The organism is Micromonospora sp. NPDC050495 (assembly GCF_040655175.1).
Classification (GTDB): Bacteria; Actinomycetota; Actinomycetes; order Mycobacteriales; family Micromonosporaceae; genus Micromonospora.
The window spans coordinates 79,909-104,307 of the sequence record NZ_JBFAJK010000009.1; the positions used below are offsets into that span (position 1 = coordinate 79,909).

Consider the following 24,399-nt stretch of genomic DNA (forward strand, 5'->3'; position numbering starts at 1 on the left):
CTTCACCCGCGCCAGCGTGGCGATGGACCAGGCCGGCGTGGCGGAGCACCGCCGTCGCCTGGTCACCGGGCTGCGCGGGCGGGTGGTCGAGGTCGGCGCCGGACACGGTGGCCGCCATCCAGGCGGCCGGCTTCACCGTCGCGGAGCTGGCCCGGTTGCGCTTCCCGCCCACCGGGATCGGCGGGCCGGCCGCGCCGCACGTCCTCGGCACCGCCGTGCGGCCCTGACCCCGTGCGGCCCCGATGCCTGCGACCCCGATCTCGTGCGGCCCTGATCCCGCGCAACGGACTGCCGGCGATGGTGCCGTGCGCCGGACCGGTCCGCCGCCAGGATTCGCCGCGAGCCCTCGTGGGGTCCGCCCCGGGCGGACCCCACGAGGGGGCGGCGGTCAGCTCACCGTGATGGTGCCGTTCGAGGATCGGACACAGGAGACCGTCCGCGCCGCGGTGGTGGCCGCACCGCTGAGGCAGGTGCCGAGCACCCGGTGGCCGGCCGCGCTCGGGTGCCAGGACTCCTGGCAGGTCTGGAAGTACGTGCCGCAGGCGTTGGCGATCCGCTGGATGTCGAGCTTGTCGTAGCCGGAGAGGCTGGTGACGAAGGTGCCGGTCGGGCCGTCCATCAGCCGGATCGGGGTGGCCAGCGCGTTGCCGGGACTGCCCGACGACTCGCAGAGCCGGGCCCCGTCGAACGCGCGCTGCACGTTCAGGTAGACCAGGTCCGCCTGCGGAAACTCGCCGGCCAGGTTGGTCCGTACCGAGCTGACCATGGTGCCGAGACCCTGCGAGAAGCGCTGCCCGGGGGCCAGGCTGGCCCGGTGGATCGGGCAGCCGGCCGCGTACCGCTCGGCGCCCAGGGCCCGGAACTTGTCCCGGGTGTCGTCCCGGCTGTCCTCCTCCCAGTAGACCGAGGCCAGGTCGGTGGGGAGCGGGTTGGTGTAGTCCTGGAACACCACCCGGTGCTGGCCGTCGGCGTCGATCTGGTCGAGGGTGGTGAGGATCTGCCGTACCGCCGCGGTGGTCTCCGCGGTCGCGGCGCTGAACTGCGCCGCGGTGGCCAGGTCGGCGTCGCTGCACGGCTCCTGCTCGACCGGGCCGCCCAGGTACGCCCAGAACTCCCACCAGCCGGTCCAGGCGTCGGCGATGAACCGGTTGGCGCACTTCTCCGCCACGCTGCCGAAGGTGAAGGAGCTGTTGTTCGAGCCGAGGCCGATCAGCACCAGGTCGATGTCGTGCGTCCGCCCCACCGCCCGGAGCTGGTCGAGCTGGGCCGCGACCTGCCGGCCCTTGGCCCGGGTGGACGACGCGCTGGCGATGTCGTACGGCTGCCCGCCGGAGCAGGCCAGGTTGAACCGGGCGGTGATGCCGGGCAGGGTGGCCTGGAACAGCGAGGCGTTCGGCGAGCGGTGGCAGAAGTAGGCGTTGCTGTTCGACGCCGACCAGCCGGGGAAGGCCTGGCTCACCCCGTTGACGTCGACCACCGGCGCGTACGCCCCGGCACCCTCACCGCTGATGAAGCTGTCGCCCAGCGCCACCGCGGCGGTGGGCAGGGCGGCCGCGGCCGGGCCGGCGGGCGCCACGGTGGCCGGCAGGGCCACCGAGGCGACGGCCAGCGTCGCGGCGAGCACGGTACGACGGAGCATGGACATCCGCGACCCCTCATCTATCCATAGAAATATGAAAGATTCTCCGAGGAGGCGATCAGATCACGGGTGTGTGACATGCGTCAATGGCCGGACATCCGGTGCGGATGTCCGGCCCGTTGGCTCCCGGATGGGTCAGCCGGCGCGGCGGAACTCGGCGCGCCAGCGGAGACCGCCGTCCGGCACGACGATCTCCTCCACCCGGGCCGGAGTGAGCGCGCCGGCGGCGGCGAAGGCGTCGACCTCCGCCCGGGTCAGCGGCCACGGCGGCCCGTCCACCGGCTCGCCGTCGCGCCGGCCGGCCGCGATCACCAGCAACATCCCGCCCGGGGCGACCAGCCGGCCGACCGCCGGGATCGCCCGCGCCCGCAGCGCCGCCGGCAGCGCCTGCACGTTCATGCTCTCCAGCACCAGGTCGAAGCCGTCCAGCCAGTCGGCCGGCGGGTCGAGCAGGTCCGCCGTCTCGTACCGGACCGGGGAACCGGGGTGGCGGCGGCGCGCGCCCCGTACCGCCGTGGGTGAGATGTCGAAGGCGACCGTGGCGAAGCCCAGCGTGGCCAGGTGCTCGGCGTCCCGGCCGAAGCCGCAGCCGACCACCAGCGCCGTGCGGCCGGACCCGTCCGGCCGGGCCCGTGCGGTCCACTCGGCGAGCAGGGAATGCGGGGCGTCCCGGTCCCAGGGCACCTCGGCCTCGCCCCGTTCGGCCTCGACGTAGAGCCGCTCGAACCGGCCGATCGGGTCGTCCCCGGCGGGCGGCCGGGAAGACAACCGGCCGGTCGCATCGTTGTCCTGCACGGACGCCTCCTCACTCCGGCCCACCCGTACGGGGGCAGCGGGCCCGGACCCCGCCGGAGCGTAACCGGACAACGCACCGCACGGGTGCCACGGCTCTGTCAGAGCGCCGGGCTAGGCTCGCCTCGGCGCGCCGCGCCTGGCGATCGACGTGGGGGATCGCACGGTGACCGGCACCACACCGCCGAGACCTGGGAGTACGACCAGTTGACCGCACAGCCTGAGACCCTCTACGGGGCCGACGACCTGACGCACCTGGAGGGCCTGGACGCCGTCCGGAAGCGCCCCGGCATGTACATCGGCTCGACCGACAGCCGTGGCGTGGGCCACCTCGTCAACGAGATCCTCGACAACTCCACCGACGAGGGTGTCGCGGGTCACGCCAAGAAGGTCGACGTGATCCTGCACCCCGACGGCTCGGTGCAGGTCGACGACGACGGTCGCGGCATCCCCACCGATGTGCACGCCAAGTCCGGCATCTCCGGCGTCGAGCTGGTGCTCACCCGGTTGCACGCGGGCGGCAAGTTCGGCGGTTCCGGCTACAAGACCTCCGGCGGCCTGCACGGGGTGGGCGCCTCGGCGGTCAACGCCCTGTCCCGGCGCTTCGACGTGACCGTCCGCCGCGACGGCAAGGTCCACGCGATGTCCTTCCGGCACGGCGTACCGGGAATCTTCGACGGCGCCGGCCCGGACGCCCGCTTCACCCCCGGCCCCGGCCTGCAGATCGTCGGCGCCATGAAGCGCGGCCAGCGCACCGGCACCTCGATCCGCTGGTGGCACGACCCGCGCTACTTCGAGACCGGCGCGGGGCTGGACACCGAGGCGGTCCGGCTCAAGCTGCGCAACACCGCCTTCCTGGTCCCCGGCGTGGCCTACCGGCTGCGCGACGAGACCGGCGAGCAGGCCGTGGAGGAGAGCTTCCACTTCCCCAACGGTCTCACCGACATGGTGGAATACCTGGCCCCCGCCGGCGACCGGCCGGTCTCCGGCACGCTGCTGGTCCGCGGCGAGGGCACCTACCGGGAGAACGCCGCCGACGCCAACGGCGTCATGCAGTCCAACGTGCAGCGCCGGGCCGAGGTGGAGATCGCCTTCCGCTGGGGCACCGGCTACGACCGCACCGTCGAGTGCTTCACCAACACCATCCGCAACGCCCACGGCGGCACCCACCGCAAGGGCTTCGAGCGGGCCCTGGTGCGTACCCTCGCCGAGGCCGCCCGCAACACCCGCGGCCTGCTCAAGCCGAAGGAGGACGCGCCCACCCTGGACGACGTCCTGGAGGGCATGACCGCGGTGGTGCACGTGCGGATCCCGGAGCCGCAGTTCACCTCGCAGACCAAGGACGAGCTCTCCACCGCCGGCATCACCAAGGTGCTGCAGGGCCTGGTCGAGGCGCACCTGAAGGCCTGGCTGGAGGACCGCAGGACCAAGGCCGAGGCGCGCACGGTGCTGCAGAAGATCGTCGACGCGGCCCGGGTCCGGCTCACCCAGAAGCAGCAGAAGGACGCCGCCCGGCGCAAGACCGCCCTGGAGGGCGCGTCGATGCCGGCGAAGCTGGTCGACTGCCGCGCCACCGGCGTGGAGCGCAGCGAGCTGTTCATCGTGGAGGGCGACAGCGCCCTCGGGTGCTTTACCGGCGACACGATGGTGGCGCTCGCCTCGGGCGAAGCCCGGTCCTTCGCCGACCTCGCCGCGGACTGGGCGCAGGGCGTGACGCACTTCGGCTACACGACCAACAAGGCCGGCCGCGTCGTGATCGCCCCGCTGGAGGAGCCGCGCCTCACCAAGCGGAACGCCGCGCTGGTCCGGGTCACCCTCGACAACGGCGAGTCCGTGAGATGCACGCCGGACCACCTCTTCCGACTGCGGAGCGGCTCCTATCGGCGGGCCGACGCCTTGCGTCCCGGTGATTCACTGATGCCGCTGTACCGCAGCCTCTCCAGCAAGGCCGAGGGGCACAAGCTGCACGGTTACGAACGGGTCTGGATGAACGACCGCGCGGAGTGGGTCTACACCCACTACCTCGCGGACGGCTGGAACCTCCGCCACGGCAGAGACAGCGCCGCCAACGGCAACGTCCGGCATCACATCGACATCAACAAGCGCAACAACGACCCACGCAACCTTCGGCGGATGACCCCCGCCGATCACTTCGCCCTGCACGCCGCGATGATGGGTGACCACGTTCACGCGGCCTGGCGGGAGTGGTTCGAAAACGGTGGACGAGAGTTCCGCTCGGCGATGTTGACCGCGCAGTGGCGGGATCCAGCTTTCCGCGAGGCGTGCCTGGCTCGGCTGTTCGCGCTCAACGAGTCGCCCGCGTTCCGGGCGAAGATCGAGCAGAGATTCCAGGAGTGGTATCACGCGCTCAGCGATGACGAGAAGCACGCCTACGCCGAACGCATGCGCGAGCGCCAGCACAAGTACTGGTCCCATCCCGAGCACCGGGCGGCGGCTAGCGAGCGGGTCCGGCTGTTCTTCACCGATCCGGCTCGTCGAGAGCAGTGGCGGCGGCGGTCGGTGCGCCAGTGGCAGGACCCGGACCTGCGTGCTTGGCGGAGCCGGAAGACCATTGAACAGTTCGTCGATCCGGCCGAACGGGAGCGGCAGCGCAACGCCGTCGTGGCCTGGCACGAGGACAACCCCGCGTTCGGGCGGGCCCACTCGCGCCGGATGGCCCGCCGGATGACCGACCCGGCCACCGGCCACCTCGCCAAAGTGCAGGCCGGGCGTGCCCGCTACGTGGCCAGTGTCCCGCGTGCCGAGCGGGTCGCCCAGCAGAACGAGGGTCGGCGTGTGGCAGCCTTGCGACGGCTCGCGCCGCTGGTATCCATGGCCGACGCCGAGATGGCCGCCGCATACGAGGCCGAGCGGTTGCGGACTGCGCGCACCGGCCTGCGGTTCGATCGCCTCCTGGCGCTGCACGGCGGTGACTACGCCCGCATGCGGGAGGCGGCCGCGCTCGTCAACCACACCGTGGCTTCCGTGGAGCAGCTGAGCGAGACGGCCGACGTCTACGACCTGACCGTCGAGGGGTACCACAACTTCGCCCTGGAATCCGGTGTGTTCGTGCACAACAGCGCGCGGGTGGCGCGGACGTCGGAATACCAGGCGCTGCTGCCGATCCGCGGCAAGATCCTCAACGTGCAGAAGGCGAACCTCCAGCAGGTGCTGGACAACGCCGAGTGCGCGGCGATCGTGCAGGTGCTCGGCGCCGGCTCCGGACGCACCTTCGACCTGTCCGCCCTGCGTTACGGCCGGGTGCTCATCATGGCCGACGCGGACGTCGACGGCGCGCACATCCGTACCCTGCTGATCACGCTCTTCGCCCGCTACATGCGGCCGCTGATCGAGGCCGGCCGGCTCTATGCGGCGATGCCGCCCCTGCACAAGATCACCACGAAGGGGCGCAACCCGCAGACCGTCTACACCTACACCCAGGCCGAGATGGAGGCGACGGTCCGCAAGCTGGAGAAGGCCGGCAAGCAGATCGTCACCCCGATCCCGCGCTTCAAGGGTCTCGGTGAGATGGACGCCGACGAGCTCTGGGAGACCACCATGAACCCGGCCACCCGCGCGGTCCGCCGGATCACCCTCGACGACGTCGAGGCCGCCGAGCGGATCCTCGAACTGCTCATGGGGGAGAAGGTCGAGCCCCGCCGCAACTGGCTCATCGAGTCGGCCGACCGGGTCGACCGCGACGCGATCGATGCCTGATGACCGGGTCACGGAAGGAAAGCTGAACCATGGCACGCCGTAGGGACGACCGCGCCCGCGCCGACCTGTCCGCGTTCGACCAGGCCGGCGCCCGGGTCTTCGACAATCCGCTGGTCACCGAGGTCTCCGACTCCTACCTGGAGTACGCGTTCTCGGTCATCCACTCGCGGGCCCTGCCCGACGCCCGCGACGGGCTCAAGCCGGTGCACCGGCGGATCCTCTGGTCGATGCACGAGTCCGGGTTCCGCCCAGACCGTGCCCACGTCAAGTCGGCGCGTGTCGTCGGCGACGTAATGGGGCGCTACCATCCGCACGGCGACGGGGCGATCTACGACGCCTTGGTGCGGCTCGCGCAGGACTTCTCGCTGAACACGCCACTCATCGACGGGCATGGAAATTTTGGGAGCCAGGACGACGGCCCGGCTGCGGCGCGTTATACCGAGTGCCGCCTGTCGCGCCCGGCGATGCTGCTCGTGGGCGAGATGGGCGAGGACACCGTCGACGTCGAGCCCAACTACGACGGCTCGCTGACCCAGCCCACCGTGCTGCCGGCGGCCTTCCCCAACCTGCTGGTCAACGGCGCGTCCGGGATCGCGGTCGGGATGGCCACCAACATGATCCCGCACAACCTGGGCGAGGTCGTCCAGGCGGCCCGCTGGCTGATCAACCACCCGGACGCCACGCTCGACAAGCTCATGGAGTTCGTCCCCGGCCCCGACCTGCCCACCGGCGGGCTCCTGCTCGGCCTGGACGAGGTGCGCCGGGCGTACGAGACCGGGCGCGGCGTGGTGCGGATGCGTGCCCGGGTGGAGACCGGCCCGCTCGAGGGCAGCCGGGGCCGCCAGGCCATCACGGTCACCGAGCTGCCGTACGGCGTCGGCGCGGAGAAGGTCATCGCGGCCATCACCAACGAGGTCAACAAGACCAAGCGCCTGGCCGGCATCGCCGACGTCAAGGACCTCACCGACCGGGAGAACGGCACCCGGCTGGTCATCGAGTGCAAGGTCGGGGTCAACCCGCAGGCGCTGCTGGCCGACCTCTACCGGCTCACCCCGCTGGAGCAGTCCTTCGGCGTGAACAACCTGGTCCTAATGGACGGCCAGCCGCAGACCCTGGGGCTCAAGGAGCTGCTGGAGGTCTTCCTGGCCCACCGGTACGAGGTGGTGACCCGGCGCAGCTCGTACCGCCGCCGCAAGCGCGAGGAGCGGCTGCACCTGGTCGACGGCCTGCTGATCGCCCTGCTCGACATCGACAAGGTGGTCCGGCTGATCCGGGCCAGCGAGGACGCCCAGGCCGCCAAGGACGGCCTGATGCAGAAGTTCAAGCTCTCCGAGATCCAGGCCACCTACATCCTGGACACCCCGCTGCGCCGGCTCACCAAGTACGACCGGCTGGAGCTGGAGGCCGAGCAGGAGAAGCTGCGCGGCGAGATCGCCGAGCTGTCGAAGATCCTCGACGACCCCAAGGTGCTGCGGAAGCTGGTCTCCGACGAGCTGGCCGCGGTCATCAAGCAGTTCGGCGCCGAGCGCCGCACCACCCTGGTCGACGGCGACCTCAAGGAGGTCCTCGCGGCGTCCGTGCCGGCCGGGCCGCTGGAGGTCGCCGACGATCCGTGCCAGGTCATCCTCTCGGCCACCGGGCTGGTCGCCCGGACCGCGGCGGAGTCGGAGGAGGCCGCCGAGGGGCGCCGGCGCAGCGGCCGGGTGAAGCACGACGCGGTACGCGCCGTCGCGCACTCCACCGCCCGGGGGCGGGTGCTGCTGATCACCAGCGCCGGGCGCGCCTTCAAGATCGACGTACTGCCGCTGCCGGTGCTGCCCGAGCAGTCCGGCACGGTGTCGCTGCGCGGTGGCATGTCCGCCGCCGAGCTGGTGCCGCTGGCCGCCGGGGAGCGGGTGGTCGGGCTGGCCCCGCTCGGCCCGTCCGCCGAGGGCTCACCCGGCCTGGCGTTGGGCACCCGGCACGGCGTGGTGAAGGTCTGCGCGCCCGACTGGCCGGTCCGTTCCGACGAGTTCGAGGTGATCTCGCTGCGGGACGGCGACGAGGTGGTCGGGGCGAGCTGGCTCAAGGACGGGGCGGAGACCCTGGCCTTCGTCTCCTCGGAGGCGTCGCTGCTGCGCTTCGCGGCGTCCGTGGTGCGGCCACAGGGCATCAAGGGCGGCGGCATGTCCGGCATCAACCTGCCGGCCGGGGCGCGGGTGGTCTACTTCGGCGCGATCCGCACCGACGACCCGGGGCACGGCGAGCCGATGGTGGTCACCTCGACGGGCGCCACGGTCAAGGTGACGCCCTTCAAGGCGTACCCGGCGAAGGGGCGGGCGACCGGCGGGGTGCGCGCGCAGCGTTTCCTCAAGGGCGAGGTGGACCTGGCGGTGGCCTGGATCGGCGCGCGCCCGGTCGGCGCGACCGCCAACGGCGAGCCGGTCGAGCTGCCTCCGGCGGACCCCCGCCGGGACGGCTCCGGCTTCGCCGTCATGCTCGGCCCCACCGTCGTCGGCCACCAGATCCAACGCGACTGACCCGGCAGGGCCGGGCCGGCGGCTGCCCGCCGCCGGCCCGGCCCTGCACCCGGCCTTCCGTCCGCCCTGCCCGCGCCCCTGGGCCGGTCCGGATCTCCCGGCACCAACTCCATGCTCAACGCAACCAGGTGGGCGCACGGGCGCGGGGGAGGGGTCAGAGTTCGGGTTCGGGGCCCCGGCGGGACTCGGGGGTGGTGCCGCGGAGGTGGGCGATCAGGCGCATGCCGTGGTAGATGACCAGGGCGGCGCCGGTGCCCAGGGCGATGCCGCTGAAGGAGAGGTCGCCGGCGGTGACCGTGTAGTTCGCCGCGCCGACGATCACCGCCACCGCGGCGGTCATCAGGTTCACGGGGTCGTGGAAGTCGACCCGGTTCTCGATCCAGATCCGGGCGCCGAGGATGGCGATCAGGCCGTACAGGGCGGTGGTCGCGCCGCCCAGCACGCCGGCCGGCACGGTGAGGATCAGCGCGCCGAACTTCGGGCTCAGCCCGAGCAGCACCGCCGCCACGCCGGCCACCCAGTACGCGGCGGTCGAGTAGACCCGGGTCGCCGCCATCACGCCGATGTTCTCCGCGTACGTGGTGGTGCCGGAGCCGCCGCCGGAGCCGGCGAGCACGGTGGCGATGCCGTCGCCGAGGAACGCTCGGCCCATCTCCCGGTCCAGGTTGCGGCCGGTCATCGCGGCGACCGCCTTGACATGCCCGGCGTTCTCCGCGATGAGCACCAGGATCACCGGGATGACCAGCACGACGGCGCGCAGGCTGAAGGTGGGGGTGTGGAAGTCGGGCAGCCCGAGCCAGTCCTCCGACCGGAGCCGGCTCACCGCCGCGTCGTCGAGTTGGCCGAGGACGGCGGCGAGCACCCAGCCGATGACGACCCCGAGCAGGATCGACAGCCGGGCCAGGAAGCCTCGGAAGATCACCGTGGCGGTCAGGATCGCCACCAGGGTGACCACCGCGATCAGCGGCTGCGCCTTCACCCCGGTGCCGCTGCCGCCGCCGTCCCAGGCGACCGGGGCCAGGTTCAGCCCGATCAGCGCGACGATCGCGCCGGTCACCACGGGCGGCATCAGCGCGTCGATCCAGCGCGCGCCGGCCAGTTGCACCAGCACGCCGACCAGCGCGAGCGCGGCGCCGGCCACCACGATGCCGCCGAGTGCCGCGCCGATGCCGCCGCCGGTCTTGGCGGCCAGCACCGGGGCGATGAAGGCGAACGACGAGCCCAGGTAAGAGGGGAGCCGGTTGCCGGTGATGAGCAGGAACAGCAGCGTGCCCAGCCCGGAGAAGAAGAGCGTGGTGGCGGGCGGGAAGCCGGTGATCAGCGGCACGGTGAAGGTGGCGCCGAACATCGCCACGACGTGCTGCACGCCGACGCCGATGGTGCGCGGCCAGGTGAGCCGCTCGTCGGGGTGGACCACGTCGCCGGGGGCGACGGAACGGCCGTCGCCGTGCCGGGTCCAGGGGGACCAGCGGGAGGTGGGGGTCTGGGTCATGGCCGCCCTTCGCGTCCTCAGGTGACGGGGGCGTGATCGACCCTGAGAGTTGTTTCTAGCACGGCGCCGGCCGGCGGCCTGCCCCGGCTCGGGATCAGGCCACCCCGGCCGGGCGGAACTGCACGCTGACCCGGGGGCCGACCGGGCGGGCGGTCTTGGGCACGGCGTGCTCCCAGGTGCGCTGGCAGGAGCCGCCCATCACCACCAGGTCGCCGTGGCCGAGCGGGAAGCGCAGGCTGGTCCCGCCGCCGCCGCGGGGGCGCAGCAGCAGCGCCCGGGGCGAGCCGAACGACACGATCGCGACCATGGTGTCGACGTGCGCGGACCGGCCGAGGGTGTCACCGTGCCAGGCCACGCTGTCCCGGCCGTCCCGGTAGAGGCACATGCCCGCGGTGACGAACGCCTCACCCAGCTCGGGCGCGTAATGCCGGGTCAGCGCGTCCCGGGCGGCGGTGAGCAGCGGGTGGGGCAGCGGCCGGTCGGCGCCGTACCAGCAGAGCAGGCGGGGCACGTCGACCTCGCTGTCGTACATGGTGCGGCGCTCGGCCCGCCACGGCACGTCGTGCAGCAGCGTGTCGAGCACGGCGTCGGAGCCGCTCACCCAGCCGGGCAGGTGGTCGACCCAGGCGCCCCGGCTCAGCTCGTGCCGGCGCAGCCCGCCGGCGAGCGGCCCCAGAGCGGGGCCCTGCTCGGCGACATCGAGCATCGAGGGCTGGTACGCGGTGTCGGACACGCCGCCGATCGTACCCGCCAGTCGAACAGGCGTACGACGGATGGTGGGGTGGCGCCGGGCCGGGCGCCAGCCGGCCGGCGATACGCGGCCCGGTGGCCGGCCGGCGGAACCGGGTAGGGTGCCCGGCGGCGGCGTCGACCCGCGGGCGCCGTCGGGGTGGCTCCCCGGAGCCGCCCGCCGCCGAGCCGTGCGAGGAGGAGACGTGCAGGTGACCGTCCGGACGGCCGGGTACTCGGCATGACCAGTTCCCCGGCCGCCACCCGCGCCCCCCGCCTGCCGTCGCTGACCGGGCTGCGCTGGATCGCCGCGCTGCTGGTGTTCGGCTTCCACGTCGGCACCATGCAGATCATCGCCGAACCCGACCTCAAGGCCGTGGTGAACAAGGCGTTCAGCCTCGGCCTCTCCGGGGTGGAGTTCTTCTTCATCCTCAGTGGATTCGTGCTGGTCTGGTCCTACCAGGACGGGGAACGCCGCCGGGTCTTCCTGCGCCGACGGTTCGCCAAGATCTACCCGAACCACGTGGTGACCTTCGTGGCGGCGCTGGCCGTGGCGTTCTGGCTCGCCGACCCGGTCCTGCCGTGGGCCGCGGTGGCGAACCTCTTCCTGGTGCAGGCCTGGCTCCCCTTCGACGGCTACTTCTACAGCGTCAACAACGTGAGCTGGTCGCTCTCCTGCGAACTGGCCTTCTACCTCTGCCTGCCGCTGGTGCTGCCGTGGCTGCGCCGGGCCCGTACCGGGTTGCTGTGGGCGGTGGTGGTCGCGGTGCCGCTGCTCATCCTGGCCCTCTGGCCCGGCCAGCTGCTGGTGCCCGAGGAGAGCCGCTGGTGGTTCACCCAGATCTTCCCGGTGACCCGGTCGTTCGAGTTCTGGATGGGGGTGGCCGCCGCCGAGTTGCTGCGCCGGGGGCGCTGGCGCGGGCCGAACCTCACGGTGGCCAGCGGGCTCTTCGTCGCCACCTGGGTGGTCGCCGCGCTGTGGATCCGCGCCGAGTTCTGGGCGGCCCTGCTCGCGGCGGCGTACCTGCTGGTCATCGCCGCTGCCGCCGACGCCGACGTGCGCGGCCGGTGGACGCCGTGGCGGTCCCGCTCGATGATCTGGCTCGGTGAGGTCTCCTTCGCCTTCTACCTGGTGCACGTACTGGTGATGCGGACCGTGCTGCGGCTCACCGGCGACTGGGGCACCGGGCTGCCCGGGTGGCGGGGCCCGCTGGTGGTCCTGGGGTTCCTGCTGCTCACCCTGCTGCTCGCCGCGGCCCTGCACCGCTGGGTGGAGCTGCCGATGATGCGCCGTCTCGGCCCGACGCGGCGCGGCCGCCGGCCGGCCGCCGCCGCGCCGGCGCCGTCCGTGCCCGCCCCGAGGTCGGCCGCCGCCGGGCCGGCCGAGGATCCCGCCACCCCGGGCCGCCCCATCGAGTACGCCGGGCGGCGCGACCCGGGCTGAGCCGTCCGGCCCGCCTCCAGGGCCGTGGGGGCGTGGGGGCGTGGTCCCGGGTCCACCCTGGCCGGTGTGCTGATCGTGGGCGGGCGACACGCCCGCCGCCCGTGCGACCTGGCCGGATCGACGGTAGCGTGGAGCCGTGCCGGCGATCGCGCTCACCTGTCCCGTGTGGTGGGTGACGCGCTGGACCGCCCGCATGCTGGCCACCCTGGCCGTGGTCGTGGCGTGTGCGCTGGGCGCGGCCACCCTTCCCGTCGGCGCGGCCGCGACCGCCCGGGCGGCCACCGACGCCGGCGTCGTCGACGCCCCGGCCGGTCCCGCCGGCCCGGCCGAGGAATCCGACCGGATCGGCTCGCCCGCTCGGCTCGGGCAGCTCGGGGCCGACCCGGTTCTCCGGCCCGCGCCGGCCGACCTCGCCCTGATCCGCCCGGCTGCCGCCGGCGGCACGTCCGACGCTCTGGTCCCGGCCCGCCCGGCTGCCGCCAGCGGCACGTCCGCCGACGGCGCTGCCGTCGCCGACCTGCCGACCGGTGGTCCGGCGTCGGCGCCGGCCGGGCGGGCGGTGCCGCGGCCGGCCGAGCGGCAGATGGCTCCGGCCGGGCCGGCCCCGGCGACCGTCGGCCCTCGCGCCCCGCCCGCCGGCTGACCGCTGTGCGGGCCGCCGGCCCGCGCCCGCCGTACCCCTGCGAACCTCGCCCCGCACCCGCCCGACGCTGGCGGTGGCGCCCCTGCGGCGCCTGCCCCGTCGGCGGTGCGGCCCTCTCCACCACGACCCGTCCGTGAGGTGCCGACCATGGAGCAGACCGTCCTCTACCACTTCCTGACCGAGGTCCCGGAGGCCGCCGCCATCTGGACCGCCCTGCTCGTGCTCGCGCTCGGGGTGCTCGCCGCGCTGGTGGCCCGCCCCGAGCGGGACGGCCCGGACGAGCCGGTCCCCGACCCGGCCGCCGAGGCGGCGACCCGCCTCGCCGACCTGCGCCGGTACGCCGACGAGGTGGCGGTGGCGGCCGCCGGGGCGGCCCGGACGAGCCGCCGGCGGCGCGCCCGGTGGCTGGCCGCCCACGACGAGGCCGACCGGGCCTGGCGGGCGTACGACGAGGCCGAGGCGGCCGCCCGGCGGCTCGCCGGCGCCGCGGTGCTGACCGAGCCCTGCACGCCCCGCACGCCGGCCGAGTACGCGGCCCGGGAGCGCTGGCTGCACCGCGCCGCGATGGCGGCGCACTGGCGGGGTGACCTGAGCGCCCGGCAGCTCGCCGACGCGCTGGCCGGCCGCAACGGCTGGGATCCGCGCCGGCACCCGGCCGAGCAGGAGATCGTCCTGGCCCGGGTGGTCCGCGACGGCCGGCTGGCCCGCTGGCGGGCGGCCGCCGAGCGGGAGCGGCAGGGGTGGCGGGACGCCGAACTGGCCGCCGACGCGGCGCGGGTCCTGGCCGGGGAGGCGTACGCGGCCGCCGAGGCGCTGCGGCCCGCCCCGGTACGCTCCGCCGCGCGGGGGACGCCGAGTCCGGCCGTGGTGCCGGCCGCCGCCGGGCGGGCCGCCCGCTGGCGTCCGGCGCGGGTGGGCTGAATTGTTACCGGATTTTGGTGAGCCCGGTCACCGCGGCGCGGAATCGGTCATCGGGCCCAGTGGACGCGTTCGGTCGCCGTGATTGCGGGCCGGCCGGCACCGGATGTCCGGTTGTCGCCCGTCGGTTCCGGCAGGGCTACTCGTCCCATTGAGTGGCGTCAGTGCCGACCTGTTCCGCTCAGCGTCATGGTGTTCGACGTTTACGCAGGTGGGGGCGCTTGGCATGGGGCGTACCTGTCGGTAATGTCGGCGCGTCCGGTGCGGTTTTCGATCGCGAGTGGCGACGCCGTGCCGACCCGCCTAATCGTGCTCGCACGAACCGGGGACCCAAGGGCAACATCGGGGTGAATCCGCGCGCCACGGCCGCGGTAGGGCGTACTTCCCGCCCGAATCCGTCAGCTAACCCGGTAGGCGGCCACGGAAGGAGTTCCATCCTCGTGCCCATCACCCCCCGATCCTCCCCACGCCTCCACGGCGTCGCGGTGCCGCCGCTCGCCTGACCCGCGAGACAGTCCGGCCCGCCCCCCGAAGCCCGGCTCACCGGGCGCCCCCCGTCCCGCGGCATCCCGCCCCGCAACGCGCGTGAGTTCCTCCGCGCGTCGGGCCGGCGTGTGCCGCTCCGGTCCCGTGGAGGAAACAGTGAAGCACCATGTGAAGCGTCAGCTGCGCAGGCTGGCGACCGAACGCCCGTACCAGATCATCGCCGGCTCGGCCGCCGCGCTGGTGCTGGCCGGCGGCACCGCCGCCGTCGCCACCACCGAAGACGCCCCGGCCCGCCAGGAGCACCGCGCCGCGGTCGCCGAACTCGAGTCACGGCTCAATGACGTCGCCACCCGCGGCGAGGCCCGGGTCGCCATCCCGTCCCCGTCCACCTCGCCGAGCACGTCGCCGTCGCCCTCGGCCCGGGCGAAGACCGCGGCCTCGGCCGACCCGGACCTCACCACCCGCGCGGCGAAGCCGAAGCCCCCGTCGACCAAGGTCCTGAAGTACCGGTACCAGGCGCAGAACACCTACTGGAACTGCGGCCCGGCCGCGGTGCGCAACGCGCTCAGCGCGAGCGGCGTCGAGACCACCCAGGAGGCCATGGCCGGTCCGCTGGGCACCACCGAGGGCGGCACCAACTCCGCCGAGGACACCACCCGCGGCTTGAACCAGATGGTCAAGGGCAACCCGTACCGGACCCACATGTTCGGCGGCTCGGCGAGCCCCGCCGAGATGGACCAGCTCCAGGCGGACGTGGTCAAGGCCGTCACCGCCGGCCGGGGCGTGGTGGTCAACGTGGCCGGCGACGCCGTCGACACCGACGGCGGCTGGCACTCGTTCCCCGGCGGCCACTACATCGCGGTGATCGGCTACCGGAACGACGGCCGCACCGTGCGGATCGCCGACTCGGCGAACCCGGCGCTGCCCGAGTACTGGCTGAGCACCATCGACCTGGCGAACTGGGCGGCCAGCCGGGGCTACTCCGCCTGACCGCTCCCGTGCCCGACGGCGGGCCCCGGCACTTCGCCGGGGCCCGCCGCCGTTGCGCCGGCCACGCCGGGCCCGGGCGTCGGCCTCTCGCGCGTCGCGTCGGTCCGGTGGCACACTGCGCCCTATGGGCGACGCGACGGGTACCCGCCACCTGCTGTTGCTGCACGGCATGGGCGCCACCGGGGCGGTCTGGCTGCCCTGGGCGCCGCTGCTGGAGGCCCGCTGGGCGGGTCGCTGGCTCGCCCCCGACCTGGCCGGGCACGGCTGGTCCCCGCCGCTGCCGGCGTACTCGTTCGGCGCCCTCGCCCAGCGGCTGATGGAAGGGCTGGGTCCGGTCGCCGAGCGGCTCGGCCCCCGGGACCGGCTCGTCGTGCTGGGCCACTCGCTGGGCGGGGTGGTGGCGCTGGCCCTCGCCGCCCGCGCCCGCCGGCTGCCGGTGGACGCCGTGGTCGGGCTGGGCATCAAGGCGGTCTGGTCCCCGGCCGAGCTGAACAAGGCCCGCGAGCTGGCCGAGCGGCCGGTGACCTGGTTCAGCAGCCGGGACGAGGCGGCCCGCCGCTACCTGCGGGTGGCCGGCCTGACCGGGCTCTTCGCCCCGGACCATCCGGTCGTCGACGCCGGGTTGCGGCAGCAGGACGGCCGCTGGCGGCTGGCCATGGATCCGGCCGCCTTCGCGGTGGGGGAGCCCCGACTGCCGGCGCTGCTCGCGGCGACCGACGTGCCGGTCCTGCTGGCTCGCGGCGAGCAGGACCCGATGGTCTCCGACGCCCAGCTCAAGGAGTTGGGCGTGCCGGTGGCCACCCTGCCGGGGCTCGGCCACAACGCGCACGTCGAGGACCCGGCGGCGGTGCTCGCCCTGCTCGACCCGTACCGCTGAGACGGGCCGGTCAGCCCGCCGGGTGCAGCGGCACGCCGTCCGGGGCCACCGGGTCGGCGGCGCGCGGGGCGGGCGGCTGCCAGCGGTGGTCGAGCTCCCGGCGGGCCGCCTCGAGGAACGCCTCGGCGTACGACTCGGTGGGGAAGTCGCCCAGGTAGCGGCTCCGGGTCGCCCAGCGGGCCGCCGCCTTCGGGTCGGTCTCCAGCAGGTCGGTGAGCACCTCGTCCACGTTGGACATGTCCCGGCGCAGCACGTAGCCCGACCCGGCCAGCGGGAACCGCTCGACGAACCGGTCCCCGTCCGCGCCCATGTCGGTGACCGCGTACGGCTTGCCCGAGAAGAGCCAGTCGGAGATGACCCCGGAGACGTCCGAGATCAGCACGTCGGCGCGGTTCACGCACTCGGTGAGGCTCAGCTCCCGGCTCGCGGCGGCGCCCCACCGGTGCGCCCGGCCGGTCTTCGCCCGGTCGGCGGCGAGCAGTTCGGTGAGCCGGGCCAGCTGTCGCGCCGAGGCCGGGTCCTGGTTGGTGTACGGGTGGGCGCGCAGGATCACCGTGGCGCCCCGGTCCAGCAGCCGGCGGAGCATCGTCTCGGCCACCGGCAGCGAGCAGTAGTTGGCGTCGGCGTGGTGCCCGGTCCAGGTGGGCGTGTAGAGCACGGTCGGGTCGGCCGGCGCCGGGTCCCGGCGTACCTCGATGGCCTCGACCTGGGGACGGCCCACCACGACGAACTTCTCGGCGGGGATCTCCACGCCGGCCCGGGCGTACCGGTCGATCGCGGCCTGGCCGGCCACGAAGATCTTGTCGAAGATCGCCGAGACCGGGTTGGCGCTGGGCGCCTTGTCGCTGTCGCCGTGGTGCAGCTGCACGTGGGTGAGCTGGTGGAACCGGATGCAGTGGCTGTTCTTCGCGCCGTGGTTGACGTAGAAGGCCACCCGCAGGCTCGGCACCAGCGCCTCGTCCAGGGTCTTGTGGCTGGGGCAGTAGACCACCGGCGCCCGGGTGGCCGCGGCGACGGTCCGCAGGAACTCCGGCTCCCGCACCACCACCAGGAACGGCCGGCCGATCCGCTCCAGGTACGGCAGCCACATGGTGACCTGGTACTCGGAGCCGGGCGGGGCGGAGAAGTGCAGCAGGAACTCGGGCTGGTGCCGGCGCAGCGCCCGGCCCACCGGGCCACCCCCGGCCGGCGGGCGGAACCGGCGCCGGGCCAGGTCCAGCCCGACCGCGCCGCAGCCCACCGCGACCAGCAGCGCGGCCACCAGCGCCAGCCAGGCCGGCAGCGCCAGGGCGGCGGCCAGCGCCACCACGGCGAGCAGCCCGAGCAGCGCGTCGCCGAGCCGGGCGGCGATCAGCGGGGTCCACGACCGGACCGGCAGGTTGGCCGCCCGGATCTCCAGCGCGCCGGCGTCCCGCAGCGGCCCCACCAGCAGCACCAGGCCGAGCAGGGTCAGGGCGGTCAGCGCCAGCGCCGGGTCGAAGCCGCTGTCCAGGCGGCGGGCGTACCCGACCAGGATCCCGGCGGCGACCAGCGCCGACTCGGCGACGGCGTCGGCGTTCGGCCGGACCCGCCGCTCCACGGCGGCGGCGAGCAGCGCGGCCGCCGCCACCGCCAGGCCCCAACCGGTCGCGCCGGTGAGCGCCACGACTACGAAGGCCAGCACCGCCAGCCCGGTGGTCAGCACCCGGGCGAGCAGCTTCCGGACCAGGTCACCACGCATTTCGATCGTCCCGTCCGCTCGTCGGCTCAGGCCTGCGGGCCGGCCGGCAGCCGCTGCGACAGCGTCAGGTCGGCGGCGTCGGACCGGTGCGGGCCGGGCTGGGTGGGCACCGCCGCGACCTGCTCGCCGGGCGCCCGGCGTACGTCGATCACCTGGCCGGTGAGGTCGGAGATCAGCACGTCCAGCGAGGCCTGGGCGACCGCCTCGGCGGAGAGCAGGGTGTGCTCGGGCTCCTCGCCGAAGGCGCGGGTGCGCATCGGCGTCGCGGTGCGCTCCGGGTTGACGCAGTTGACCCGTACGCCGAACTCGGCCCACTCGTCGGCGAGCGCCTGGGTCAGGTTGACCAGCGCCGCCTTGGTGGCCGAGTAGAGCGCGTACCGGGCCCGTCCCCGGGTGTACGAGCTGGAGGTGTAGAGCAGCAGCTGGCCCTTGGTCTGCTGGAGGTGGGGCAGGGACTGCCGGGCGATGGTGACCGGCCCGACGAAGTTGACCTGGAGGAGCCGGTCCATGGTCTCCTCGTCCATCTCGGCGAGCGCGCCGCGCTCCAGGATGCCGGCGGTGACCACCACGTGGTCGATCCGGCCGGTCGCCTCGAAGGCGGTACGCAGCGCGGCGGAGACGTCCTCGGCCCGCTCCACGTGGGTGCCGGTGGTGGTGCGGCTGAACGGGAAGACCTGGGCGCCGTAACGGCGGGCCAGCTCGGCCAGCTCGTGGCCGATGCCGTAGCTGCCGCCGAAGACCACGACGGTCCGGCCGGCCAGCTCCTCGGTGTAGCTGCGGTGGTCGGTGACCCGGGGCGCCTGCGCGGCGGCGAGCTGGAAGAGCTTGTCCGCCAGGTGCACGTCGACCGGGTGGGTGACCTTGATGTTCTCGTCCGACCCGTCGATCACCTTGATCGGCGTGCCGGGCAGGTAGCGCAGCACCACCCCGCAGTCGTCGGTGGCGGCGAAGTCGGGATCGCCCGCGGCCCGCCGGTACGCCTCCCGGATGGTGCCGGAGCGGAACGCCTGCGGGGTCTGGCCGCGGCGCAGCGTCGCCCGGACCGGGATGTCGACGATGCAGTCGTCCTCGTCGACCTGGATGATCGTGTCGGCGGACGGGATGGCCACGTCGACCGCGGCGTAGGTCCAGAGCGCGTTCACGCACTCCCGGACGATCCGGGCGCTGACCAGGGGCCGGACCGCGTCGTGGAAGAGCACGTTGACGTCGCCCTCGCCGAGCGCGTCGAGCGCGATCCGGGTGGTGTCGTTGCGGGTCTCGCCACCCTCGATGATCTTGCTGACCTTGCGGAAGCCGGCGCCCGCGACGATCCGTTCGGCGTCGGGCACGTGCCCGGCGGCCATCAGCACGATGATCTCGTCGATCTCCGGCGCGGCCTCGAAGACGGCCAGCGTGTGCTCGATGATCGGCTTGCCGGCGATCTTCAGCAGCTGCTTCGGGATGCCCAGCCCGAGCCGGGCGCCGGTCCCGCCGGCCAGCACGACGGCCACCGTACGGGTCGGCCGCCACGGGCTCGGCCCGGCCGGTCCTGCGGCGGTCTGGTCGTGGGTCATCGCCGATCCTCACTCGTCCACGCGGTGCACGGCGCCGCGTCGTCCTGCGACGGGCCGTGCGGTCACCCCATCGTCCCGTACCGGGTGGGAGCCGACGCGTCGGCTCCCACCCGGGGACGTCACTGGCGGGCCATGTATTCCTCGTAGGCCGCGGTCACCTCGTCGGTCGGGCCGTCCATCCGGATCTGCCCGGACTCCAGCCAGATCGACCGCTCGCAGGTGTCCCGGATCGACCCGATCGAGTGGCTCACCAGGAACACCGTACCCGCGTTGGCGCGCAGCTCCCGGATCCGCTTCTCGCTGCGCCGGCGGAACCGGGAGTCGCCGGTGGCCAGCGCCTCGTCGACGAGCATGATCTCGTGGTTGCGGGCGGCGGAGATGGCGAAGCGCAGCCGCGCCGCCATGCCGGAGGAGTAGGTCCGCATCGGCAGCGAGCTGAAGTCGCCCCGCTCGTTGATGCCGGAGAACGTGATGATCTGGGGCACCTTGCTCTTCGCCCGCTCCGGGCTCATCCCCATCGCCAGGCAGCCGAGCATCGCGTTGCGCTCCCCGGACAGGTCGCCGAGCAGCGTGGCGTTGACGCCCAGCAGCGAGGGCTGGCCCTGGGTGTAGATCGCGCCCCGGTTGACCGGCATCAGGCCGGCGATGGCCCGCAGCAGGGTGGACTTGCCGGAGCCGTTGCTGCCGATCAGCCCGACCGCCTCGCCGCGGTACGCGGTGAAGCTGACCCCCTTGACCGCGTGCACCTGCCGCAGCGTCGGCCGCGCCGGCTCCCGGGAGACGAGGCGCTTGAGCGCCGCCACCGGGGAGCCCGGGGTCGAGGCGCCCGCGCCGTACACCCGGTAGATCAGGTGCACGTCGTCCACGATCACCGTGGGGATCCGGTCGTCGAGCGCGGTGGTCGCGCCCGCCCCGGCGTTCTGGTTGTCAGCCACGTCCGTACTCCTGTTCGCCGCGCCAGAAGTAGATGAATCCGCCCACCCCGACCAGAAGCGCCCAGCCGATGCCCATCAGCCACAGTTGGGGCGCCGGGTTGGTGAGGACGGTGCCCTCCAGCAACGCGTGCCGGAACAGCTCGATGTAGATCAGCAGCGGGTTGGCGTGCACGACCGCGGTCAGCGTGTCGGGCAGGTTCTGCGCGAACTTGTCCACGCTGTAGAGCACGCCCGAGCCGTACATCCAGGTCCGCATGATGAACGGCATCAGCTGCTTGAGGTCGGTGGCCTTCGCGCCGAGCCGGGCCACGATCATCGCCAGGCCGGCGTTGAACACCGTCTGGACCAGCATGGCGGGCAGCACCAGCAGCCACTCCCAGGTGATCGGCTCGCCGGTGATCAGCACGATCGCCACGAGGACCACCATCGCCGAGACGAAGTTCTGCAGCTGGGTGATGGTCACCGCGACGGGCAGGCAGGCGCGGGGGAAGTGCAGTCCCCGGATCATGTTGACGTTGCCGCTGATCGCCTGCGTGCCGCCGTTGACCACCGACTGGGTGAAGTTGAAGACGAACAGGCCGACGCAGAGGTACGCGATGAAGTTCGGCACCCCCTGCCGGGTGCTCAGGATCACGCCGAAGACGAGGTAGTAGACGGCCGCGTTGGTCAGCGGGGTCAACACCTGCCAGAGCCGGCCCAGCCGGGCCTGGCCGAACGAGGAGACCAGCTTGGCGTTGGCGTAGGCCATGGTGAAGTGCCGGTAGACCCAGAGCAGCCGGGTGTAGGCGGCCAGGCTGGGTCGGGCACCGGCGATCTTCAGGCCGTGTCGGGCGGCGAGCTGGGCCCCGGTGAGTCCTGAGTCGGCGTCGGCCACTGCCGGGTGGGCCATGGGCTGGTGGCTCCGATCTTGTGCGCTACGAGGATGTCCGACGGGCCGCGATCCCTGACGTACCAAGGATTGCCGCGCTCCGTCGCCGCGTGCACGGTAGTGCACGGAGACGTCGGGACGCAACCGTACCGTCGCTGCGGTACATTGTTCCACGTGACCACGGAAAAGAGACGTGTCCCGGCCGGGGCGGCGGTGCTGCGGGACGACATCACGACCGCCATCCGCGGCGCCGTCCTGGAGGAACTCGCCGCGGTCGGATACGGGCGGCTGTCGATCGAGGCGGTCGCCCGGCGGGCCGGCGTCAGCAAGACGGCGATCTACCGGCGCTGGCGGTCGAAGCTGGAGCTGGTCCTGGAGATCGTGTCCACCGTGGCGGTGCAGCGCCTGCCGCTGCCGGACACCGGGGCGCTCCGGAGCGACCTGGAGCTGCTCTTCATGATCATGCACCGCGCGCTGCGGCACCCGCTCGCCGCGCAGATCATCCCCGATCTGCTCGCCGAGGCGGCGCGCAACCCGCAGATCGCCCAGACGCTGGAGGAGGCGCTGCGGGTCAACCAGCGGGACCTGGGCCGCCAGCTCATCGACCGGGCGGTCCGCCGCGGTGAGCTGGGCTCCGACGTCGATCTCGACCTGGCGGTCGACCTGATCGTCGGGCCGCTGTACTGGCGGCTCGCCGTGTCGCGGACCCCGCTGGCCCTGCAGGACCTGCCCCGGCTCGCGGCGGTGGTCGCCACCGCCCTGGAGGTAGCATGCGAATCTGTCGTCGAAACGGACGTTCCGCTGTCCGCGATGACTCCCCCCATCGATGCGGTCGGGCGATGACCGCACACGTACCCCCCATTCCGGTCTCAACCAGACCGGTTAGCATCGCGTCCCGAATCAACATCCTGTCGACAGGAGGAAGCCCATGCCTGGGCTGAACGCAGAATTCATCCCCCCAGCAAAGCCGGTGATCGGCGAGGCCGAGATCGACGCGGCCGTCCGGGTGCTGCGTAGCGGCCTGGTGGTCCAGGGGCCCGAGGTCAAGGCGTTCGAGGAGGAGTTCGGCGACCTGGTCGCCGGCCGGCACTGCGTCGCCGTCAACTCCGGCACCTCGGCCCTGCAGTTGACCCTGATGGCGCTGGGCTTCGGTCCGGGCGACGAGATCATCGTCCCGTCGTTCTCCTTCGCGGCGAGCGCGAACGCGGTCCGGCTGGTCGGCGCGGAGCCGGTCTTCGTCGACATCGAGCCGGGCAGCTTCTGCGTCGACCCGGCGGCGGTGGCCGCCGCAGTGACCCCGCGCACCGTCGCGATCATGCCGGTGCACCTCTACGGTCACCCGGCCGCGATGGACAAGATCATGGAGATCGCCGAGCGGCACTCCCTCGCCGTCGTCGAGGACGCCGCCCAGGCGCACGCGGCAGCCCTGAACGGCCAGCCGGTCGGCTCCCTCGGCACCGCCGGGTGCTTCAGCTTCTACCCGACCAAGAACATGCACTCGCTCGAGGGCGGCATGGTGACCACCGCCGACGCCCAGCTGGCCCGTACCCTGCGCCTGCTGCGCAACCAGGGCATGGAGCAGCGCTACGCCAACGAGATCGTCGGCGCGAACATGCGGATGACCGACGTCGCCGCGGCGATCGGCCGGGTGCAGCTGCGCCAGCTGCCGGACTGGACCGAGCGGCGCCGGGCGAACGCCAAGTACCTCGACTCGAAGATCACCGGCATGGTGACCCCGCCGGTGGCCGACAACGCGCGGCACGTCTACCACCAGTACACGGTCCGGGTGCAGGGCGACCGGGACGCCGCCCAGCGCCGCCTCACCGAGCTGGGCATCGGCAACGCCGTCTACTACCCGACGCCGATCCACCGGCTCAAGCCGTACCTGACCGAGGACGGCCAGCCCGGCCCGTGGGACCTGCCGGAGACCGAGCGGGCGGCCGCCGAGGTGATCTCGCTGCCGGTCCACCCGGCCCTCTCCGCGACCGACCTGGACCGGATCGCCGAGGCCGCCAACCTCGCCGGGGCTGCCCGATGAGCGCGGCGCAGGGGCGGAAGCTGCGCGCCGGCCTGATCGGGCTCGGCGCGATGGGACGCAACCACGCCCGGATCCTGTCCAACCTCGACGGCGTCGAGCTGGTCGGCATCGTCGACCCCGCCGGCGACACCACCGGCACCCTGCGGGCACCGGTGGTGCCCGACCTGTCCGCGCTGCTCGCCATGGGCGTCGACTACGCCGTGGTGGCCTGCCCGACCGCGCTGCACGAGCAGATCGGCCTGGAGCTGGCGGCCAACGGGGTCTGCGCGCTGATCGAGAAGCCGCTGGCCCAGTCCGTCGAGGCGGCGCGCCGGCTCGTCGAGGCGTTCGAGGGCGCGGGCCTGGTGGCCGGCGTGGGCCACATCGAGCGGTACAACCCCGCCCTGCAGAGCCTGCGGACCCGGCTCGAGGCGGGCGAGCTGGGCGAGGTCTTCCAGGTCGTCACCCGGCGGCAGGGCCCGTTCCCGCACCGGATCGCCGACGTCGGCGTGGTGATGGACCTGGCTACCCACGACATCGACCTGACCAGCTGGGTGACCGGCAGGGAGTACACCTCGGTGTCGGCCCGGACCGTCTCGCGCAGCGGCCGGCTGCACGAGGACATGGTCGCCGCCGTCGGCCAGCTCAGCGACGGGACGATGGTCAACCACCTGGTCAACTGGCTGAGCCCGCTCAAGGAGCGGTCGACGGTGGTCACCGGCGACAAGGGCTGCTTCGTCGCCGACACGCTCACCGCCGACCTCACCTTCTACGCCAACGGGGCGATCGACACCGAGTGGGAGGCGCTGCGCGCCTTCCGGGGGGTGGCCGAGGGCGACATGGTCCGGTTCGCCATCCCGAAGCGCGAGCCGCTGCTGGTGGAGCACGAGCGGTTCCGCGACGCGGTCGAGGGCAAGGAGAGCGACATCGTGACGCTGCGCCAGGGCCTGCGCACCGTCCAGGTCGCCGCCGCGCTGCTCACCTCCGCCTCGGACGGCAGCACGGTCAACGTGACCAACCTGCCGGTCACGGACGCCGCCGCGACCGCCTGACCGGAAAC

The 24,399-nt window shown here is 73.4% G+C and carries 17 protein-coding genes, 3 pseudogenes and 1 riboswitch; of the genes and pseudogenes, 12 read left to right on the forward strand and 8 right to left on the reverse strand.

What is annotated here, in order from left to right; translation table 11 throughout:
* Window positions 1-388: 388 nt before the first annotated feature.
* The gene (locus tag AB0I11_RS12610; protein WP_357318008.1) at window positions 389-1,645 is read right to left on the reverse strand and encodes a hypothetical protein; all 1,257 of its coding nucleotides are present in this window, start codon (window positions 1,643-1,645) and stop codon (window positions 389-391) included.
* A 129-nt stretch (window positions 1,646-1,774) separates the two neighbouring features.
* Window positions 1,775-2,434 carry a class I SAM-dependent methyltransferase gene (locus tag AB0I11_RS12615; protein WP_357318011.1) on the reverse strand — a complete coding sequence of 220 codons (660 nt, stop codon included), beginning with the start codon at window positions 2,432-2,434 and terminating at the stop codon, window positions 1,775-1,777.
* Between the two features lie 204 nt (window positions 2,435-2,638).
* On the opposite strand from AB0I11_RS12615, the pseudogene AB0I11_RS12620 reads away from it, so the two are divergent.
* The 4 genes and pseudogenes from AB0I11_RS12620 to AB0I11_RS12635 form a co-directional block, all read left to right on the forward strand.
* A pseudogene (locus AB0I11_RS12620) lies at window positions 2,639-4,057 on the forward strand (ATP-binding protein); the annotation flags it as partial.
* Window positions 4,034-5,503: pseudogene (locus AB0I11_RS12625) on the forward strand (DNA topoisomerase); the annotation flags it as partial. The pseudogenes AB0I11_RS12620 and AB0I11_RS12625, both read left to right, overlap by 24 nt.
* Window positions 5,504-5,509: 6 nt before the next feature.
* A pseudogene (locus AB0I11_RS12630) lies at window positions 5,510-6,148 on the forward strand (toprim domain-containing protein); the annotation flags it as partial.
* 29 nt (window positions 6,149-6,177) lie between these two features.
* Complete coding sequence (locus AB0I11_RS12635) at window positions 6,178-8,667, forward strand: DNA topoisomerase IV subunit A (RefSeq protein ID WP_357318014.1); 2,490 nt, start codon at window positions 6,178-6,180, stop codon at window positions 8,665-8,667.
* Between the two features lie 154 nt (window positions 8,668-8,821).
* Here AB0I11_RS12635 and AB0I11_RS12640 read toward each other — a convergent pair whose 3' ends face one another.
* Both AB0I11_RS12640 and AB0I11_RS12645 read right to left on the reverse strand, forming a co-directional pair.
* Window positions 8,822-10,159: a solute carrier family 23 protein gene (locus AB0I11_RS12640; RefSeq protein WP_357318016.1), complete on the reverse strand. Its 1,338-nt coding sequence runs from the start codon at window positions 10,157-10,159 to the stop codon at window positions 8,822-8,824.
* Between the two features lie 94 nt (window positions 10,160-10,253).
* Window positions 10,254-10,892, reverse strand: a complete 639-nt coding sequence (locus AB0I11_RS12645) for an alpha-ketoglutarate-dependent dioxygenase AlkB (RefSeq protein WP_357318019.1) — start codon at window positions 10,890-10,892, stop codon at window positions 10,254-10,256.
* Between the two features lie 237 nt (window positions 10,893-11,129).
* Between AB0I11_RS12645 and AB0I11_RS12650 the strand changes: the two genes are divergently transcribed.
* The 5 genes from AB0I11_RS12650 to AB0I11_RS12670 all read left to right on the forward strand — a co-directional run bounded on the left by AB0I11_RS12650 (window position 11,130) and on the right by AB0I11_RS12670 (window position 16,246).
* On the forward strand, window positions 11,130-12,332 hold the full coding sequence (locus AB0I11_RS12650) for an acyltransferase (RefSeq protein WP_357318022.1): 1,203 nt from the start codon (window positions 11,130-11,132) through the stop codon (window positions 12,330-12,332).
* Window positions 12,333-12,468: 136 nt separating this feature from the next.
* Window positions 12,469-12,975: a hypothetical protein gene (locus AB0I11_RS12655; RefSeq protein WP_357318025.1), complete on the forward strand. Its 507-nt coding sequence runs from the start codon at window positions 12,469-12,471 to the stop codon at window positions 12,973-12,975.
* Between the two features lie 147 nt (window positions 12,976-13,122).
* On the forward strand, window positions 13,123-13,896 hold the full coding sequence (locus tag AB0I11_RS12660; protein ID WP_357318028.1) for a hypothetical protein: 774 nt from the start codon (window positions 13,123-13,125) through the stop codon (window positions 13,894-13,896).
* Between the two features lie 287 nt (window positions 13,897-14,183).
* Window positions 14,184-14,325: riboswitch (cyclic di-AMP (ydaO/yuaA leader) on the forward strand.
* A gap of 198 nt (window positions 14,326-14,523) precedes the next feature.
* On the forward strand, window positions 14,524-15,369 hold the full coding sequence (locus AB0I11_RS12665; protein ID WP_357318031.1) for a C39 family peptidase: 846 nt from the start codon (window positions 14,524-14,526) through the stop codon (window positions 15,367-15,369).
* A gap of 124 nt (window positions 15,370-15,493) precedes the next feature.
* The gene (locus AB0I11_RS12670; protein ID WP_357318034.1) at window positions 15,494-16,246 is read left to right on the forward strand and encodes an alpha/beta hydrolase; all 753 of its coding nucleotides are present in this window, start codon (window positions 15,494-15,496) and stop codon (window positions 16,244-16,246) included.
* Between the two features lie 10 nt (window positions 16,247-16,256).
* Here the strand turns inward: AB0I11_RS12670 and AB0I11_RS12675 are convergent, their stop codons facing one another.
* From AB0I11_RS12675 to AB0I11_RS12690, 4 genes are all read right to left on the reverse strand, one after another.
* Window positions 16,257-17,966 carry a CDP-glycerol glycerophosphotransferase family protein gene (locus AB0I11_RS12675; protein WP_357318037.1) on the reverse strand — a complete coding sequence of 570 codons (1,710 nt, stop codon included), beginning with the start codon at window positions 17,964-17,966 and terminating at the stop codon, window positions 16,257-16,259.
* Window positions 17,967-17,992: 26 nt separating this feature from the next.
* Window positions 17,993-19,519 (reverse strand): bifunctional cytidylyltransferase/SDR family oxidoreductase, encoded by a 1,527-nt coding sequence (locus AB0I11_RS12680; RefSeq protein WP_357318040.1) that lies wholly within the window; start codon window positions 19,517-19,519, stop codon window positions 17,993-17,995.
* Between the two features lie 119 nt (window positions 19,520-19,638).
* The gene (locus AB0I11_RS12685) at window positions 19,639-20,454 is read right to left on the reverse strand and encodes an ABC transporter ATP-binding protein (RefSeq protein WP_357318043.1); all 816 of its coding nucleotides are present in this window, start codon (window positions 20,452-20,454) and stop codon (window positions 19,639-19,641) included.
* On the reverse strand, window positions 20,447-21,343 hold the full coding sequence (locus AB0I11_RS12690) for an ABC transporter permease (RefSeq protein WP_357318046.1): 897 nt from the start codon (window positions 21,341-21,343) through the stop codon (window positions 20,447-20,449). The genes AB0I11_RS12685 and AB0I11_RS12690 overlap by 8 nt, the downstream gene beginning before the upstream one ends.
* A 192-nt stretch (window positions 21,344-21,535) precedes the next feature.
* Between AB0I11_RS12690 and AB0I11_RS12695 the strand changes: the two genes are divergently transcribed.
* The 3 genes from AB0I11_RS12695 (at window position 21,536) to AB0I11_RS12705 (ending at window position 24,391) form a co-directional block, all read left to right on the forward strand.
* The gene (locus AB0I11_RS12695) at window positions 21,536-22,165 is read left to right on the forward strand and encodes a TetR/AcrR family transcriptional regulator (protein WP_357318249.1); all 630 of its coding nucleotides are present in this window, start codon (window positions 21,536-21,538) and stop codon (window positions 22,163-22,165) included.
* A gap of 85 nt (window positions 22,166-22,250) precedes the next feature.
* A complete protein-coding gene (locus tag AB0I11_RS12700) occupies window positions 22,251-23,360 on the forward strand; it encodes a DegT/DnrJ/EryC1/StrS family aminotransferase (RefSeq protein ID WP_357318049.1) in 1,110 nt (369 codons plus the stop codon).
* Window positions 23,357-24,391: a Gfo/Idh/MocA family oxidoreductase gene (locus AB0I11_RS12705; protein ID WP_357318052.1), complete on the forward strand. Its 1,035-nt coding sequence runs from the start codon at window positions 23,357-23,359 to the stop codon at window positions 24,389-24,391. The genes AB0I11_RS12700 and AB0I11_RS12705 overlap by 4 nt, the downstream gene beginning before the upstream one ends.
* The last annotated feature ends 8 nt before the right edge of the window (window positions 24,392-24,399 follow it).